General features: G+C 34.1%; 17 protein-coding genes. 13 read left to right on the top strand and 4 right to left on the bottom strand.

All coding sequences use genetic code 11. The features are described 5' to 3' along the window. Nucleotides 1-797, bottom strand: a 797-nt coding sequence (locus QZ143_RS01420; protein ID WP_292880481.1) for an ABC transporter ATP-binding protein, incomplete at its 3' end; no start/stop codon positions are given. A gap of 146 nt (nucleotides 798-943) precedes the next feature. Here QZ143_RS01420 and QZ143_RS01415 point away from each other — a divergent pair. Further along, nucleotides 944-1,504: a GNAT family N-acetyltransferase gene (locus tag QZ143_RS01415; RefSeq protein ID WP_292880479.1), complete on the top strand. Its 561-nt coding sequence runs from the start codon at nucleotides 944-946 to the stop codon at nucleotides 1,502-1,504. Here the strand turns inward: QZ143_RS01415 and QZ143_RS01410 are convergent. Next, complete coding sequence (locus QZ143_RS01410; protein WP_292605309.1) at nucleotides 1,499-2,191, bottom strand: 4Fe-4S double cluster binding domain-containing protein; 693 nt, start codon at nucleotides 2,189-2,191, stop codon at nucleotides 1,499-1,501. The two genes, QZ143_RS01415 and QZ143_RS01410, sit on opposite strands and share 6 nt — an antisense overlap. A 341-nt stretch (nucleotides 2,192-2,532) precedes the next feature. Between QZ143_RS01410 and QZ143_RS01405 the strand changes: the two genes are divergently transcribed. From QZ143_RS01405 to QZ143_RS01365, 9 genes are all read left to right on the top strand, one after another. After that, nucleotides 2,533-4,152, top strand: a complete 1,620-nt coding sequence (locus QZ143_RS01405; protein ID WP_292605307.1) for an ABC transporter substrate-binding protein — start codon at nucleotides 2,533-2,535, stop codon at nucleotides 4,150-4,152. A gap of 57 nt (nucleotides 4,153-4,209) precedes the next feature. Beyond that, nucleotides 4,210-5,199 (top strand): ABC transporter permease, encoded by a 990-nt coding sequence (locus QZ143_RS01400; RefSeq protein WP_292880477.1) that lies wholly within the window; start codon nucleotides 4,210-4,212, stop codon nucleotides 5,197-5,199. Next, the gene (locus QZ143_RS01395; RefSeq protein WP_292880475.1) at nucleotides 5,192-6,049 is read left to right on the top strand and encodes an ABC transporter permease; all 858 of its coding nucleotides are present in this window, start codon (nucleotides 5,192-5,194) and stop codon (nucleotides 6,047-6,049) included. Before QZ143_RS01400 ends, QZ143_RS01395 begins: the two co-directional genes overlap by 8 nt. Before the next feature lie 35 nt (nucleotides 6,050-6,084). After that, a complete protein-coding gene (locus QZ143_RS01390) occupies nucleotides 6,085-6,591 on the top strand; it encodes a GNAT family N-acetyltransferase (protein ID WP_292880473.1) in 507 nt (168 codons plus the stop codon). A 649-nt stretch (nucleotides 6,592-7,240) separates the two neighbouring features. Beyond that, on the top strand, nucleotides 7,241-8,104 hold the full coding sequence (truA, locus tag QZ143_RS01385; RefSeq protein WP_292880472.1) for a tRNA pseudouridine(38-40) synthase TruA: 864 nt from the start codon (nucleotides 7,241-7,243) through the stop codon (nucleotides 8,102-8,104). A 19-nt stretch (nucleotides 8,105-8,123) separates the two neighbouring features. Further along, entirely contained in the window at nucleotides 8,124-8,477 is a 354-nt protein-coding gene (locus tag QZ143_RS01380; protein ID WP_292605297.1) for a hypothetical protein, read from the top strand. Nucleotides 8,478-8,518: 41 nt separating this feature from the next. Then, a complete protein-coding gene (wecB, locus tag QZ143_RS01375) occupies nucleotides 8,519-9,841 on the top strand; it encodes a UDP-N-acetylglucosamine 2-epimerase (non-hydrolyzing) (RefSeq protein ID WP_292880469.1) in 1,323 nt (440 codons plus the stop codon). Then, complete coding sequence (locus QZ143_RS01370) at nucleotides 9,825-10,916, top strand: ATP-grasp domain-containing protein (RefSeq protein WP_292880466.1); 1,092 nt, start codon at nucleotides 9,825-9,827, stop codon at nucleotides 10,914-10,916. The genes wecB and QZ143_RS01370 overlap by 17 nt, the downstream gene beginning before the upstream one ends. A 2-nt stretch (nucleotides 10,917-10,918) precedes the next feature. Continuing rightward, a complete protein-coding gene (locus tag QZ143_RS01365; protein ID WP_292880463.1) occupies nucleotides 10,919-11,938 on the top strand; it encodes a hydantoinase/oxoprolinase family protein in 1,020 nt (339 codons plus the stop codon). Nucleotides 11,939-11,957: 19 nt separating this feature from the next. Here the strand turns inward: QZ143_RS01365 and QZ143_RS01360 are convergent, their stop codons facing one another. Beyond that, nucleotides 11,958-12,518 (bottom strand): CDP-2,3-bis-(O-geranylgeranyl)-sn-glycerol synthase, encoded by a 561-nt coding sequence (locus tag QZ143_RS01360; protein WP_292880460.1) that lies wholly within the window; start codon nucleotides 12,516-12,518, stop codon nucleotides 11,958-11,960. A gap of 241 nt (nucleotides 12,519-12,759) precedes the next feature. Continuing rightward, nucleotides 12,760-13,059 carry a hypothetical protein gene (locus QZ143_RS01355; RefSeq protein ID WP_292880457.1) on the bottom strand — a complete coding sequence of 100 codons (300 nt, stop codon included), beginning with the start codon at nucleotides 13,057-13,059 and terminating at the stop codon, nucleotides 12,760-12,762. 203 nt (nucleotides 13,060-13,262) lie between these two features. Between QZ143_RS01355 and tes the strand changes: the two genes are divergently transcribed. The 3 genes from tes to QZ143_RS01340 all read left to right on the top strand — a co-directional run bounded on the left by tes (nucleotide 13,263) and on the right by QZ143_RS01340 (nucleotide 15,994). Next, the gene (gene tes / locus QZ143_RS01350; protein WP_292880454.1) at nucleotides 13,263-14,768 is read left to right on the top strand and encodes a tetraether lipid synthase Tes; all 1,506 of its coding nucleotides are present in this window, start codon (nucleotides 13,263-13,265) and stop codon (nucleotides 14,766-14,768) included. Between the two features lie 95 nt (nucleotides 14,769-14,863). Continuing rightward, a complete protein-coding gene (gene hacB / locus QZ143_RS01345; protein WP_292880451.1) occupies nucleotides 14,864-15,352 on the top strand; it encodes a homoaconitase small subunit in 489 nt (162 codons plus the stop codon). 15 nt (nucleotides 15,353-15,367) lie between these two features. After that, nucleotides 15,368-15,994: an HVO_0476 family zinc finger protein gene (locus tag QZ143_RS01340; protein ID WP_292880448.1), complete on the top strand. Its 627-nt coding sequence runs from the start codon at nucleotides 15,368-15,370 to the stop codon at nucleotides 15,992-15,994. Nucleotides 15,995-16,008 lie beyond the last annotated feature (14 nt).

The following is a 16,008-nucleotide window of genomic DNA, read 5'->3' as shown; positions in this document are numbered from 1 at the left end:
CCTTTGGTTAGTTCGAATCCGTTGGCGGGTAGTGCTTTGTGTAGTGCTTTGGTGTATGGGTGTAGGAGGTTTTCTCCGTTTCCTGTGAAGTCGTCTCTTTGGGCTATTTCGATTACGTATCCTGCGTAGAATATTCCTATTCTGTCTGCGATTTCTAGTGCTGCGTGTATGTCGTGTGTGATGAGTAGTACTCCTACTCCGTCTTCTTTCATTTGTTTGAAGTGGTTTAGTGTTTCTTTTACTGTTTTTTGGTCTAGCCCTGGTGTTGGTTCGTCTGCTACGACTAGTTTTGGGTTGGATAGTAGTGCTGTTGAGACGAGTACTCTTCTTGCCATTCCTCCGGATAGTTGGAATGGGTACATTTCATCCACTTCTGGTCCGAGGTTGTAGTGTTGGAAGATTTCTCTTTGTTTTATCTTTTTGTTTTTCTTTTCTTCGTCGTTTTCGGTGTGTCCTATTGCTTGGTCGGATATTTTCATTAGTGGGTCGAGGAAGTTGACTGATTGTGGTATTAGTGCTATGTCTTTTCCTCTTATTTCTTCTTTGTCTTTTTGGCTTAGTTCTTTTCCTTTGTATTTTATTTTTCCGTTTAGGTTTGCATTTTCAGGTAGTATTCCAAATATTGCGTGTGCTAGCAGGCTTTTTCCAGATCCGCTTGAACCTAATACTGCCAGTATTTCACCTTCGGATATGTCTAGGGTTAAATCGGTGATAACTTTTAAATCTCTTTGATTTAATCCTTGGGTATATTGAATAAATGAAATCGAAACATTTTCTACATCTAATAACTTCTCCATGAAATCACCTTTAAAGTTAAAATGACAAATTTTATATACTAATTTGTACTTTATCAATATTAAAGTTATTCAAAATTTACTAAAAAGTATTACTTATTAAATTAATTTATTATATAGTTAGTAATACTTTTTGTGATGGTGATGTCATGAATTTAGAAATTAGACCAATGAGTAATGACCCAAATGAAATTGTTAATGTTCAAAAATTTTTATTTAAGATGATTAAAAAAGAATTTGGCTATGATTATGTTCCTGAATGGCATCAAGACATTGTAAAAATGGATGAATATTACATTAATCCCGAAAATAATAATTTTTTTGTTGCATATAATGAAACCGGTGAGATTATTGCAACAATTGGTATAAGGGCTTATGATAAGGATTTTCCAGAGTTCAGGCATTTATATTCAAAAGATACCACTTCCAGCATATGGAGATTATTTGTTGACGTGAGATTTAGGCGTTGTGGTTTGGCTTCAAAAATGTTTTCCATAGCTGAAAATTTTGCAAATGAAGCAGGTTATGACAAAATCTATTTGCATACCCATAAAAACTTGGATGGGGCTTTGGAGTTTTGGACAAAAATGGGTTTTGTGGTTGCTCTGGATTCCAATGATGAGCTTGAAACTGTCCACATGGATAAAAAAATACAAAAATTAGATATTTCTCATTTATCTAATGATTATAGTTATGCAATTTACTTATAGCTTTTTGATATATTTTTGTGTATGTGGGCATGCAAAGATACATTTTCCACATACTGTATCTGCTTTTCCTAAATTTTCTTCGGAAACTTTTAATGCATACTTTTCACATTTTTTATCATCATAAAAGTCATTTCTTTTAAGTTTTGAGTTCCATTCTATTCCACTTATTGCTCCTCCCAGACATGCATCTCTACATTCCATGCATTTTCCGCATTTTGATTTTGTTATGGGTTTTCCAATATCTAATGGTGCATTTGTCAGAACTGAGGATAATCTTAGTGCGGATCCGTAATTTTTTGTTGTAAATAGTGCTGATTTTCCAATCCATCCGAGCCCTGCACGTGTTGCAATGGTTTTATGAGGAAGTTCAAATGAGTTAAACTCTCCAAAATCTGTTCCCAATCTCTTTTTTGTCTGGGCATAAGCATCAAAACCTTGGCCAATCAGGTATTCTTCACATTTCATTCCCAATGCATCTAGTCTGGAGTTCAGGCTTACTAATTCTTCGACATATTCTTTGGTTGGGGCATTCTGCATGTTTCTTATAATCTCTTTTGGATATGTTATATAAAAAACAACACCTGTGTTCAACCCTTTCTTTGGTGTAAACTTGCTTATGTCTGCAAATCCTACTTCTGTTGCTCCTTCACTTAATATGTATTTCTTTAAGCTGTGGGATAGTGTCATGGGCAAATATTTACATCTGGTTATATTTAAATTTAATTTAAGTATTACTTTTCAGTTATTTTTCTGTTAATCATTCTATTTGTTTTATTATATACAAACTAATTTTTATTATCTTTTGAATTCTTTTGTTTATATTTTTAGCAGCCTTTGGTGGTTTGGATAAACATCTTTTAAATTGTCAACTAATTTTTAAAAGTAATAAATATCTTTTTATATTCTTGTTAAGAATATATTACTATAATATTAAAATATATTATAAAAGTATTACTATTTGAGTAAAAATCATATTAAAAGTAATACTTTTGATTTTAATATTCAATTTATATTTATGGTGAAAGAAAATGGATAAGAAAACAATGATAATTATTGGTGTCATTGCCATTATTGTAATTATTGTTGCTGCATTTGCATTAATGGGTGGTTCACGTGATAATGACCCTACTCATTTAACTGTAGCTGCACACAGTAATATTCCAGAGCCTGAAGCAGGTTTCAGCTCTCTTGTTGGATGGGGATGTGGACACCAAAATTATAATCCTTTAGTACAAAGCTGTTTATTCAAAACAGATAAGAATGGAAGTATAGTTCCAGACCTCGCTACCGGTTATTCAATAAGTAGTGACGGAAAAACTTGGACTGTAAATGTTAGAGATGACGTTAAATTCTCAGATAATTCTACTTTTGATGCAGAAGATGTGGCATTTACATTTAACACTGCAAAAGATACTGAGTCTGAATTGGATTTAACTAATATTGCAAATGTAACTGCTAAAAATAAGACTACTGTCGAATTTAAATTGGTCGAACCTAGATCTACCTTTATTTATGACTTAAGATATGTCGGTATTATTCCTTCCGATTCATATGACAACAATACCTATGGAGAACATCCAATCGGTACAGGTCCTTATGTATTGGATCATTGGGATAAAGGCCAACAAGCCATATTCAAAGTAAATCCTAATTATTATGATAAAAAACCATACTTCACTCAACTTACTCTTTTATTCCCTGAAGAATCAACTTGGTTGGAATTAGCTAAATCTGGTAAAGTTGATGTAGTTCCTGTAGCAACCTCTTCATTAAACCAAAGTGTTGACGGATATCAATTTGTTGAAAAGTCAGCAGGTAGGGCACAAGGTGTATCTTTACCTTATCAAAATGATACAGGAAAATCTTGGAACGGAACTGCTAAAATCGGTAACAATGTAACTGCGGATAAGGCAATTAGGGAAGCATTAAATGTTGGAGTAAACCGTCAAACAATGTGTGATGAAATATTCTCCGGACACGCTACCCCTGAATATACTGGTGTAGATACAAGAGATTATGCAAATCCTGCCGCTAAAGTTAACGACAGTGATGTTAATAAGGCAAAACAAATCTTAAAAGATGGTGGTTGGAATGATACTAATGGTGATGGAATCGTAGAGAAAAACGGTGTAAAAGCATCCTTTGACCTATACTACCCACCTAAATATCTTGACAGACAATCTTTATCAACCGTATTTGCTGAACAGGCAAAAGAAATAGGAATTGAAGTTAACTTAGTTGGTGCTGACTGGGATACTATTTATGCAAACATGTACTCTTCAGCTGCATTGATGCAACAAACTTCTCCAGACCCATATAAATCCATCTATCAACAATATCACAGTAAAGAAGCTGATGGATTCTATATGAACCCTAACTTATACAACAATACTGATTCCGATAAATTAATGGATGATGCAATGCATTCCAGTGACTTGAATGCAGCTAATACATTATGGTCTCAATCCGCTAATGTTAATGGTGGAGGATGGGGACCTGCTGGAGATGCTCCATTCGTATGGTTAGTCAACTATGACTACAACTACTTCATTAAAGATGGAATCGATATTGGTGAACAGCCTGACGGTTTAGGAAATGATATTTTAATTAACATCTGTGATTGGACCAGAACTAATTCCACAGCTTAATTCAATATCTCTTTTCCTTTTTTATTTTTTTTTAAAATTCTTTAAGGGGGTTTATTTTTGAATAAAAATCAATTATTGAAATTTTTTGGTTACAAGCTAGTGCGCTTTGTAATACTGATTATTGCAGTTGCAATTTTTAGTTTTGTGTTATTAGATTTATCCCCTATTGATCCAGTCAATGCATATTTAAGACAGGCTGCCGTATCGGAAGCGCAAAGACAGATTCTTCAGGAATATTTTGGTACCAATGTTCCACTTACCACTAAAATTTTCCATTGGTTAATGGATTTGCTGCAGGGTAATCTTGGAACATCTTTGATATATCGTGCACCGGTCATTGATATCATAATTGAAAAGGCTTCAGCTTCTCTAGTATTGATGGCTATCTCATGGATATTAAGTGGAGTTATTGGTTTTGCTATGGGTGTTGTAGCCGGTAAAAACAAAGGGTCTTGGATTGATAAGGCAGTTAAAGTTTACTGTTATGCCATTCAATCAGCTCCATCATTTTGGGTAGGAATGCTTATTTTAATGATATTTGCTGTTTATTTAGGATGGTTCCCAATAGGATTTGGTGTTCCGATAGGTGTAAGAAGTACCGATGCTACATTTATGGAATGGGCATCAAGACTGGTTCTTCCAGCATTAACATTAAGCCTTGTAGGATTAGCACCAATTGCGATGTATACTCGAAATGAATTAATCCAAGTATTGTCTTCTGATTATGTATTGTTTGCAAAATCAAGAGGAGAAAAAGGTTGGGATTTAATTAAAAATCATGGAATACGGAATATATTATTGCCTGCAGTAACATTGCAGTTTTTGTCTTTCAGTGAACTCTTTGGTGGGGCAGTACTTGTGGAACAGGTATTTTCCTATCCTGGTGTTGGACAAACGGCCGTAGCCGCAGGTCTTAGCAGTGATGTCCCATTATTTTTAGGAATTGTAATATTCAGTGCAATATTCGTATTTATTGGAAACTTGCTTGCAGATTTATCATATTACTTAATTGACCCAAGAATCAAGGAGAGTGAGTTCAATGATTAAAAAAAGGCAGAGGGATGATAAAAGGCAATGGTTTTTATATCCCGCAAATCTTAGAACTAAAACTTTAGTAATCATTGCACTTTCTGCAATAGTTATCCTATCTGTTTTTATTTCAGGTTATTTTATCAAAGATATTCCGACAAGCTTTGTCAATGCAAATCAGATGCCCTCTTTGGAACATCTCTTCGGAACTGATTGGATGGGAAGAGACATGTTTCAACGTACAATTGCAGGACTTGGCTTAAGTATAATGGTTGGTTTTATTGCATCTGTAGTAAGTACTTTTATTTCTATTGTTCTTGGATTATTTTCCAGTTTCAATAGATTCGCAGATGAAACCGTTGCTGGAATCATAGACCTATTTGGTTCAATTCCACATATTCTTTTGATTATACTTATTTCAATAATGTTTGGTGGAGGTATAATAGGTGTTGTCATGGGTGTCGGTTTAACTCATTGGACTCCTCTTGCAAGGGTTTTAAGATCTGAAGTTAAAGAGATTAGAACTAAAGAATATATTCATCTGGCGGAAAATCTGGGTAAATCTAAAGTGTGGATTGCTACCAAACATATATTTCCATTAATAGTTTCACAGATTATTGTTGGAGTTATATTGATGTTTCCGCATGCAATCATGCATGAAGCTGCAATCACATTCCTGGGATTCGGTTTGCCTCCTCATGAACCTGCTATTGGTGTAATTTTAGCAGAATCAATGAATTACTTGTCTTCTGGATATTGGTGGTTGGCCTTTTATCCTGGTATGTCATTGTTAATTATAGTGTTATTGTTTGATTTAATTGGGGAAAATGTAGAAAAATTGCTCAATCCTGAAACTGCACAGGAATAAGTGATTTTTTTATTCTCTTTTTTTTAAGTGATATTATGGAATTTGTTATTAAGGAAATTGACAATGATGGCACTGAAATAGAAGATGTCAAATCTTTTTTATATGACCAGATTAAAAAGGAATATGGCATTGGTCCCGACATGAGATTTCATTATGATATAGAGGGTATTGAAGAATATTACATCAATCCTTCATGCAATAGCTTTTTCATTGCATATGATGGTGATAAGATTGTTGCAACTGCAGGAATCAGAGCCTATGACAAGGACTATGAATATTTTAGGGGAATGTACTCTAAAGAGGATACTGCCAGTATCTGGAGGCTGATGGTTGATGAAAATTACAGAAGGTATGGTCTGGCCCGTAAACTTGTAGGCAAAATTGAATCGTTTTCTAAGCTTGAAGGATACAGCAAAATCTATTTGCATACTCACAGGTATCTTGATGCTGCTTTGCCTTTCTGGAAATCTTTGGGTTATAAAATAGTTCTGGAAGAAGATGACTATGATGAAACAACCCATATGGAAAAATGTTTAAGTTAAGTAGTATTATTTTTTAAAAAAGTATTACTTTAAATATTAATTTTTTCCAGTTTAATTCAATATTTCTTGTTTAATTTTGTTTATATTTCTTAAAAATTGATTTTATATCATTAATTTCTTAATTAATTTTCTAATAACTCTTTTTTTTAATTTTTAAGTATTTTTTTAAAATAACAAAGTATTATTTCAATAATAATTTTTTCTAAGAATGCTCCATTTCATTTAAAACTTGGAATTATTTTTAATTTTTTGAAATCATAGTTAAATAACTCTTTTTCATGAAAATGGATGATATTTATTGAAAAAATAATTTAATAAAATTTATATGCTTATTACTTTTTACATTAAATTGATTACTAAGTAAAAGTAATTGATAATTGAAATCAATTCATAAATACTCTACTCTTGTCTGATTTTAATTATCTCTTTTTCATTTCAATGGTTGATGGGAATGATTTGAAAGCAACAAATAATCTTCTAAAAAAAGGATAGTTCCTATAATTCCGTAGAAATGAATCTCCTCAATTTCTAAAACTGGAGGTACTAAAAAAGTAATACTGCCGTATTTAAATAGCTATTGGCCATAGCTATTTATTTTCCTCCTTCTTTTTCCCAAAGTTTATTTTACAGAATATTCAATATATGAGTGATGAAGCGAACAGCATTAAAAATTGGATATATCGGAACTAATTTTCATGGTTTTCAAAGACAACCTGATTTAAGGACTGTCGAAGAGGAACTGATTTACCATCTGCGCAAACTTAACTATATTGATGATTTAAAAAAATCCAGATTCAGAATAGCTGGCAGAACCGATGCAGGCGTCCACAGTCTAGGCAATGTAATCAGTTTTCAATCTGAAAAGGACGTAAGGGTAAATGAAATTAATAATTCCCTGCCTGATGATATTCAAATTTTAGCTAGCGCTCCTGTCAGATACGCTTTTAAGCCAAGGTATGCTCAAATGAGGCAGTACAGGTATATGCTGTTTCAGGATTTGGACATTGACAAACTTAGGGAATGTGCTGAAATTTTTAAAGGAACCCATAATTTCACTAATTTCACCAAACGTTTTCAAAAGACAACCACAAGAACAATTGATGACATTAAGGTCACCAAAGTAGATTTGGAGGACTATCATAAAAGGGAATTCCCGAATTTGCATGATACTCTTTCTCCAATTTTTATTGATATCTATGGAGAATCATTTTTATGGAACATGGTAAGAAAGATGATGAGGGTTTTTGTGGATGTTGCAATCGGCAAGATGACATTGGATGAAGTTCAGGACTTACTGAATCCTCCTCAAGATGCTCCACGTGCCAACATTAAGGTCATGGAAGCGGAATATTTGATTCTAATGGACATTCAATATGATGGAATTAAGTTCAGGTATGATGATTATGCATGTGAGAGATTTAAACGGGATCTGGTTGATTCCTTAAGCGACCTTCAAAAACGATATGCTATTCGTGAGTCAATAGTAAAAAGTTTAAAGGATGTTTATATATAAATTTAATTGGTGAGATTTAATGGGAAAAGTCTATGATGTTTTTGATAAATTTTCTATCATAAGTATTGCTATTGGTTTTATATTGGGTTTGTACCTTGCAGTAAACCATAACGATTCCAATTTATGGCTGAGGTCAATTCCGTTCATTCTTGCATTTTCTCTTATCATGACATTGCCGCCATTGATTTCTTCGGTGGTAGATAATGTTAAAAATGGCGTTAAATTTCCGATAAAGGACATTATCGAAGCATTTTTCCTTAATGTTGGTATGATTACTGTTTGTATGGCTTTTGGTGTAGTCATAGGTTCATTCTTAATAGGAAATGTAATTATCGACAATGGTAAATTGTCAAATCTTCTACATTTTGGATGATGTTTTTCTTATTTTTTTATAAATGATATTTGGGTGATTATATGAAGATAGCTACTATTTTAGGGACAAGACCTGAAATCATTAAGATGGCTCCTATAATTGATGAAATATCTAAAAGGAGCATTCCTCAGATTGTATTGCATACCGGCCAGCATTATGATAAAGAGATGTCTGACAATTTCTTCAGGGATTTGGAAATTCCTACTCCTGATTATAACATTAATGTTGGTTCTGGCACTCACGGTAAGCAAACAGGCTTGATGATGGAAGGCATCGAAAAGGTTCTTCTGCAGGAAAAACCGGATATTGTACTTGTGCAGGGAGATACCAATGCTGTTTTGGCGGGAGCCCTGGTTGCTGCAAAATTGCACATTGCAGTAGGTCATGTGGAAGCCGGACTCAGATCATTTGATTTGACAATGCCTGAAGAAATTAACCGAAGGGCTGCTGACGTTTGCTCACAGATGTATTTTATTCCAACAGAAGAATCTGCAATCAATCTTTTGGCTGAAGGTTATTCAAGAAAAAACCTTATAATTACAGGAAACACTGTTGTTGACGCTTGCTTTAGACATTTGGAAATTGCAAAGAAAAAGGGTTTTGAAGAAAAGGCACTGGCGGATTTGGATATTGAAAACATGGACAATATCATAACATTGACAATGCACAGGGCAGAAAACGTTGACGATGAAAAAAGGGTGACAAGCATTGTTGAGGCTTTAAAGGAACTGGATGATATGAATATCATATTCCCGATTCATCCAAGAACCAAAAACACCCTAAAGAATTTCGGCCTGTTTGATGAGCTGAATGACCTGGAGCATATCCATATCATAAAGCCTATAGGATATCTTGATTTCCTGCAGCTGACATCACTTTCATCTTTAATATTGACAGACTCAGGAGGCCTTCAGGAGGAAGCCATCACATTGGATGTTCCTGCATTGACATTGAGATATAATACTGAAAGACCGGAAACAGTAACTGCAGGAGGAAACATTCTTGTTGGGGCAGATAAAAAAGCCATCTTGGAAAATGTGGATAAAATCCTAAATGACAAGGAATTTTGCGAAAAAATGAAAAACGCTAAAAATCCATATGGTGATGGAGATGCCGCAATAAAAACTGTCGATGCAATAGAAGAATACTACAATGACGGTTTGCTGAATATCACTGCTCCGGAAGATATAATGACTTCTTTTTCAAGAAAAATGACTCAAATTAAGGAAGACATCACTGTCTCAGAATTTGAGAAAAAGGAAAATGCATTGATACATATGCTGTTTGACGGTGAAAGGATGATTTTCCCAAAAGATGATTTAAACATAAAAGGTATGATGATTAGTTATGATGCAAGAGAATGATGATTCCATTTTGGCATTTGAATATTTCACTGCTTCAGGTAAAAAGGATAAATGTATTATTTCTGAAGCTGAAGCATTGATTTTTTCACTTTTAGATGATTTGAAGGATTTTAATATTGATTTGATTATTAATGAATCATATGCAGAAATTGTAAAGGATTATGATAATGTCAATCCAATTCTAATAAATGGTGATGTTGTCGATTGGCTTGATGATAATGCTCAAAATTTCACAAAAGCCATTTTCATAGCTGCAGAAAACGACAATAACCTTTACAAAATTTCAAGAATTTTAGAGGAAAACAATGTTAAGCTGTATAATTCCTCAGCTGAAGCATGCCGCATATCTTCAGATAAATTTGAAACATATGAGGCACTTTCCAATATTGTTCCACAACCAAGAACATTCAGGTTTAAAATAGATCCAAAGGGATACTGGAAAAGAGCAATTGAAAATCTGCATGAGAAATGGCAATCCGAAGACCCGTTAACTCCATTAAAACTTATTATCAAGCCGTTAATGGGTGTTGATTGTGAAGATATTGTAATAATTGAAAAGATTGAGGATTTGACCTTGGATTTGGATAAGATATTCAAGCCGGGTTCCAGAGTCATAGTTCAGGAATATGTTGAAGGAACTGATGTAAGTGTCAGTTTACTCTCAGACGGCAAAAAGGCAATTCCAATAAGTCTGAATGAACAGTTCGTTGAACTTAAAGATGATAAGGGAATGTACTTTGGTGGAAAATTACCTTTTGAAAGTAAATATAAACAGGAAGCATTTGAAATAGCTACAAAAGCCGTCGAATCCATTGACGGTTTAAAAGGTTTTGTAGGTGTTGACCTGTTGATAAATGCTGATGAAAAAGATATCTATTCTGTCTATCTTTTGGAAATAAACTCCAGATTTACAACTCCTTATGTGGGATTGAAGGAAATCGCCAATTTCAACATCGGAAAAACAATTATCGAATTTGCAGATGGGGAAATAAAAATCGATGATTTGGATATTTCCCTTGATGGCGAAGTTGAATTTAAAAAATCAGGAGATAATCTGGAAATCAGGAGAATCTAATTATGAAAGTAGCTGGTTTTGACATTGGTGGAGCAAATACTGATTTGGCAGTGATTGACTTTGATGGTGATGAAATTAAAAACATCGAAGTTGATTTTGCATATCTTCCAATGTGGAGCAATAATGATGATTTATCAAAAGTTCTGGTTGAATTGATTGAAAATATCTGTCCTGTTGATGAAATCGATGCAGTTGGAATTTCAATGACTGCTGAGTTGGTTGATGCTTATGATACGAAAAAGGATGGTGTATTGGATGTTGTGGCGAAATGTGAGCAAACATTCGACTGTCCGATTGCATATGTGGGAATCGACGGAATGATGTCAAATGAAGAAATTGAAAAGACTCCCCTTAAGGCAGCGGCTGCAAACTGGATTGCAACAGCTCAGATTGCCACTCTTATTTCTGATGACTGCATTTTCATTGACACCGGAAGCACTACAACAGATATTATTCCCATCAAGGGTGGAAATGAATGTGCAATTGGAAAATCTGATTTTGACAGGTCCGCTACCGGTGAGCTTGTCTACACAGGAACATTGAGAACCAACTTGGCCAGCTTTTTGGATAAGGTTGAATTGAATGGGAAAGAATATAGGGTAGCTTCCGAATTGTTTGCACAAACTGCCGATGTCTACACTGTTTTGGATTTAATTGGTGAAGATGATTACATTTGCGATACATTTGATGGCGAGTCCAAATCAAAACTTGACTGTGCAAAAAGAATTGCGCGTGTTGTATGTGCAGATTTGGAAATGTTGGATATGGATGATATCGTTGAAATGTGTAAATTTATCCATCAAAAACAGGTTGAACAGATTGCTGATGGCTTAAAACAGGTTCATGAAACACAAAACCTTGATTTGATTGTCACCACAGGTTTGGGCAAGGATATCCTTGATAAAAAAGCAGCCGAATTATTGGGTCTGGAAGTCAAGTCAATGGGTGATATTTTAACTGATGATGAATGTACCGTTGCACCGGCTGTAGGCACAGCGGTAATGATGAATAGATATATCTAACTCATCATATTTCTTTTTTTTAATACCACACATCTTTTAAGCCAAGCAAATAGGCACCGCCATTTGCCACTAAATGAATAATCAGTGTTAGGACAATTGCAATTATTATAAATAATGGGTCTAATTTAACAACTGGTGAAACAAATATTAATGCAACTATTATGAAATCTAATTGGTCTAAAAACGGCGCAGGCTTTCCTCTTCCAATTCCGAGTCTTCTTTTTAAAAAGCTTCCTAATGCGTCACCTACCAGTGCACCAAAACCAAGTAAAAACCCTATTATTATTCCGCTGTGGACGTCAGTTATTATTGGAGTTATGATGTATGGTCCTATTGCAGATAGTATGCTTGGAGCCAATAACCCTTGAACTGCTCCAGTTAGCATTCCGATTAAGGTTCCTGCAATTAATCCTCTCCAAGTTACTCCATCACCTATCCAGCGAACGCCTTTACTGTCTTTTTTTCCAAAGTCAACTGGTGTTCCCCCACCAAACGCTAGTGCTCCTCCATTTGAAAAATATGCAGGGAGGATAAAATATAATGTTGTAAGACAACCCAGTAGAAATATTTGAATGTCCATTAATAGTTTCCCCAATTTTGTTTTACTAATTATTTGTTTAAACTAGTATATATTAATTAAGTTTCAGTATGATATTGTTTTATATTATTTTGTACTTTTCAATGCTTTTTTCATTTTTGAAAGATTACAGGCTGAACAGTTCAAGGATATGGGATTTTTCATCATCAGTAATTTTGTCAATTACAGCCGATTGCTTAGGCATCGCTATTTAAAATAGAGAATTAAACTCACATAAGTGAGTTCAAATTCCAAAGAATATATAAAATCCAAATACAATTGCTAGAACATATACTCTCAAATTAGTTTCCTTGAATTTTCCGGTAGCAATTTTTCCAATTGAATATATTATGAATCCCCATGCAATTCCCGATGCTATGGCTGTTGAAAAAAATACTCCTGTTTTAGGCATTCCGGTTTTAGATAATATTGTAGGATTGATTCCTAAAGTATATGCCATAGCAAGAAAAGTGGTAATGCCTCCAATTATTTCAGTTTTTAAATCTGTTCCATTTTCTTTAAATTTAAAATAACTGTTTAGCATATTATTGCCTTCTGTAAAAATAAATTTCACATATTAATATTATTTTGTTCATTCAATGATTTAAATTTTGAGTATGCATTAAAGATGAAACTGGCAAAGTATTATTACAATATCCAATTAAGTATAAATAAGAAGTATGATATAATTTAAATATTATATATATTATGTAATGTTAATGCAATATTGCTAGTAAGGTGGTTTTTTTGAAAATTAAGGATACTAAAAGTTTATGCCCTGAGTGCGGTAAATCTTTAACTGCTGAAGTTTATGATGAAGATGGCAAAGTCTTTATCAAAAAAACTTGTGATGAGCATGGGGAATTTATCAACACTTATTGGGGTGATGATCAGTTATATAATAAAATGGAAGAGTATACACCGTCCATTACAAAAATTGAAAATCCTTCTGTTCCTGATGAAATTTCTTGTCCGAACAATTGTGGATTATGTTCCAAACATGAAACTTCAACTGTTTTAGGTTTGATTGATGTAACAAACAGGTGTAACTTAAGATGTCCTGTTTGTTTTGCTAATGCTGCTGCTGCAGGATACAAATATGAACCTACACAGGATGAAATTAGGCAAATGCTTAGGAATCTGAGAAGCTTAAAACCTCATCCATGTCCCGCTATTCAGTATGCTGGTGGAGAGCCGACCGTTAGAAAAGACATTGTTGAACTTGTTGAAATGGCAAAAGAAGAAGGTTTTACTCACGTTCAAATTGCAACTAATGGTATTAGATTAGCTAAAAAGGAAAGTTTGGCAAAGGAATTAAAAGATGCTGGATTAAACACAGTTTATCTTGCTTTTGATGGTGTAACTCCAGAACCATACATTAATAATAGGGGTAAAGATTTACTTCCATTCAAGCTTGACGCTATTGAAAACTGTAGAAAAGCTGGATTGGGTGTAGTACTTGTACCTACATTGGTTAAAGGAGTCAACGATCATCAGATTGGAGATATCATTAAATTTGCATTCGATCACAGTGAAAACATTTATGGTGTCAATTTCCAGCCTGTTTCATTTGCAGGCAGAACACCTTCGGAACATGTCGAAGAGCAAAGAATAACCATTCCCGACTTTGTCAGCATTATTGAAGAAGTTACTGACGGTCAGGTTCCAACAGAATCATTTTACCCACCATCTTCCGTTGAGCCAATTGCAGAATTCATATCTCTTTTGGATGAGGAAGATACAGCTAAAGTTACATTAAACTGTCATCAGCACTGTGGAATTGCAACCTATGTATTTAGAGAAAAAACAGATGGTCCAGGTAAGGACAATTTGATTCCGATTACAGATTTCATAGATGTAGATGATTTGTTCAACAAATTGAAGGAATATAATGAAAAACTCAAAGCAGGCAGATTCGGTTCCAGAAAAAGGGTTTTAGCTGGTTTGACTGGAAACCTTCCTAAAATGGTTCACACTAGCAGAACTCCTGAAGAATTGGAAATTACAAAAATATTGATAAATGTATTTGCAAGAGGAGATTACGACGCTTTAGGAGACTTCTCCAAAGATGCAATGCTTATTTCATGTATGCATTTCATGGATCCGTTTAACTTTGATGAAGACAGGGTTAAAAAATGTGTTATTCATTATGCAACACCTGATGGTAGGATTATTCCATTCTGTACCATGAATTCAATGTATCGTGAAAGTATTGAGAAAAAATTCGCTCAACCTTTAAAAAGTAATAAATAAACAATATTGACAAAAATCACCTAAGACTAATTTTGTATTTGGGTAAATCCCGAATACCTTCATTTTTTTTATCAATTTATTTTATAGTGATAATTATGGATGTAATTAAAGGAAAAACATGGACTTTTGGGGAAAATATCGATACTGACGTAATCATTCCCGGAAGGTATTTAAGGACTTTCAATCCTCAGGATTTGGCAGACCATGTCTTGGAGGGTGAAAGACCTGATTTTACTAAAAACGTAAAAAAAGGAGACATTATTGTAGCTGATGAGAATTTTGGCTGTGGTTCATCAAGAGAACAGGCACCAGTAGCCATTAAAACAGCTGGTGTGGATGCAATTGTAGCCAAGTCATTTGCAAGAATATTCTATAGAAATGCAATCAATATAGGACTGCCGGTAATCGTTTCAGATATCGATGCAAAAGATGGAGATATCATTAATATTGACCTGTCAAAAGGAGAGCTGGTCAATGAAACTACTGGTGAGTCAACTACATTCGAACCATTCAAGGAGTTCATGTTAAATATTTTGGAAGATGGTGGTTTGGTTAACCATTATTTAAATGATAAGGAAGAATAAGTGGGAGGCATAAAAATGGATTGTCCAATATGCGGTTCTGACGATGTTGAAATTTTAAATTCAAAGCAAAAGTCATCTAAGAAAAAGATTATGGAAGAGTATTTGCTTAGATGCGAATCATGCGGTCATGTGTTTAAGGACATGTTTTCAGTGAAAAAACCCATACCTTATAGGTTAATTATCTCAGAGCAGGATAAATCTCATAAGACTACTATTGATTTATCTCCAAGTGATGAATTGAAGGTAGGAGATGTTTTGCTTTCAGATTTAGGTCAGGTTGAAGTGACAAGTATTGAAGTAAATGATAAAAGATTGAAAAAATCTAAAATTGAAGATATAAGTACTATCTGGGCATCTTCTGTTGAAATTCCGGCTCGTATTGGGTTTTCAGTAGATTTGCATGGGGATGTAGATTCCTATAAACTGGATTTGGACAGGGACTTTGAAATCGCCCCTGGTGATGTCGTCAAGATTGAAAATCATATCGTTAAGGTGCATGTCATTAAAACTCAAGAAAGAAAACTCACTTCTGGCTTTGCCAAAGCCGGTGTAATCAGAAGAGTTTATTCAAAACCGGTCAAGTTCAATAACTTTGACTATGATTTAACAAAATACATTTTTAAAAAGACTAATCGAGAATAACTATGAAAGTATAT

It is taken from the genome of Methanobrevibacter sp. UBA188, assembly GCF_905234905.1.
Taxonomy (GTDB): domain Archaea; phylum Methanobacteriota; class Methanobacteria; order Methanobacteriales; family Methanobacteriaceae; genus Methanocatella.
Note: the sequence above shows the minus strand (reverse complement) of the source record. Positions and strands in the feature narration are given on the sequence as shown.

Bases quoted from the DNA above. Each gene is read 5' to 3' on its own strand.
- QZ143_RS01410 (WP_292605309.1), bottom strand. From the start codon at position 2,191: ATGACACTATCCCACAGCTTAAAGAAATACATATTAAGTGAAGGAGCA.
- wecB (WP_292880469.1), top strand. From the start codon at position 8,519: ATGAAGATAGCTACTATTTTAGGGACAAGACCTGAAATCATTAAGATG.
- QZ143_RS01365 (WP_292880463.1), top strand. From the start codon at position 10,919: ATGAAAGTAGCTGGTTTTGACATTGGTGGAGCAAATACTGATTTGGCA.
- QZ143_RS01405 (WP_292605307.1), top strand. From the start codon at position 2,533: ATGGATAAGAAAACAATGATAATTATTGGTGTCATTGCCATTATTGTA.
- truA (WP_292880472.1), top strand. From the start codon at position 7,241: ATGAAGCGAACAGCATTAAAAATTGGATATATCGGAACTAATTTTCAT.
- QZ143_RS01395 (WP_292880475.1), top strand. From the start codon at position 5,192: ATGATTAAAAAAAGGCAGAGGGATGATAAAAGGCAATGGTTTTTATAT.
- QZ143_RS01380 (WP_292605297.1), top strand. From the start codon at position 8,124: ATGGGAAAAGTCTATGATGTTTTTGATAAATTTTCTATCATAAGTATT.
- QZ143_RS01390 (WP_292880473.1), top strand. From the start codon at position 6,085: ATGGAATTTGTTATTAAGGAAATTGACAATGATGGCACTGAAATAGAA.
- QZ143_RS01360 (WP_292880460.1), bottom strand. From the start codon at position 12,518: ATGGACATTCAAATATTTCTACTGGGTTGTCTTACAACATTATATTTT.
- QZ143_RS01355 (WP_292880457.1), bottom strand. From the start codon at position 13,059: ATGCTAAACAGTTATTTTAAATTTAAAGAAAATGGAACAGATTTAAAA.
- hacB (WP_292880451.1), top strand. From the start codon at position 14,864: ATGGATGTAATTAAAGGAAAAACATGGACTTTTGGGGAAAATATCGAT.
- QZ143_RS01415 (WP_292880479.1), top strand. From the start codon at position 944: ATGAATTTAGAAATTAGACCAATGAGTAATGACCCAAATGAAATTGTT.
- QZ143_RS01370 (WP_292880466.1), top strand. From the start codon at position 9,825: ATGATGCAAGAGAATGATGATTCCATTTTGGCATTTGAATATTTCACT.
- QZ143_RS01340 (WP_292880448.1), top strand. From the start codon at position 15,368: ATGGATTGTCCAATATGCGGTTCTGACGATGTTGAAATTTTAAATTCA.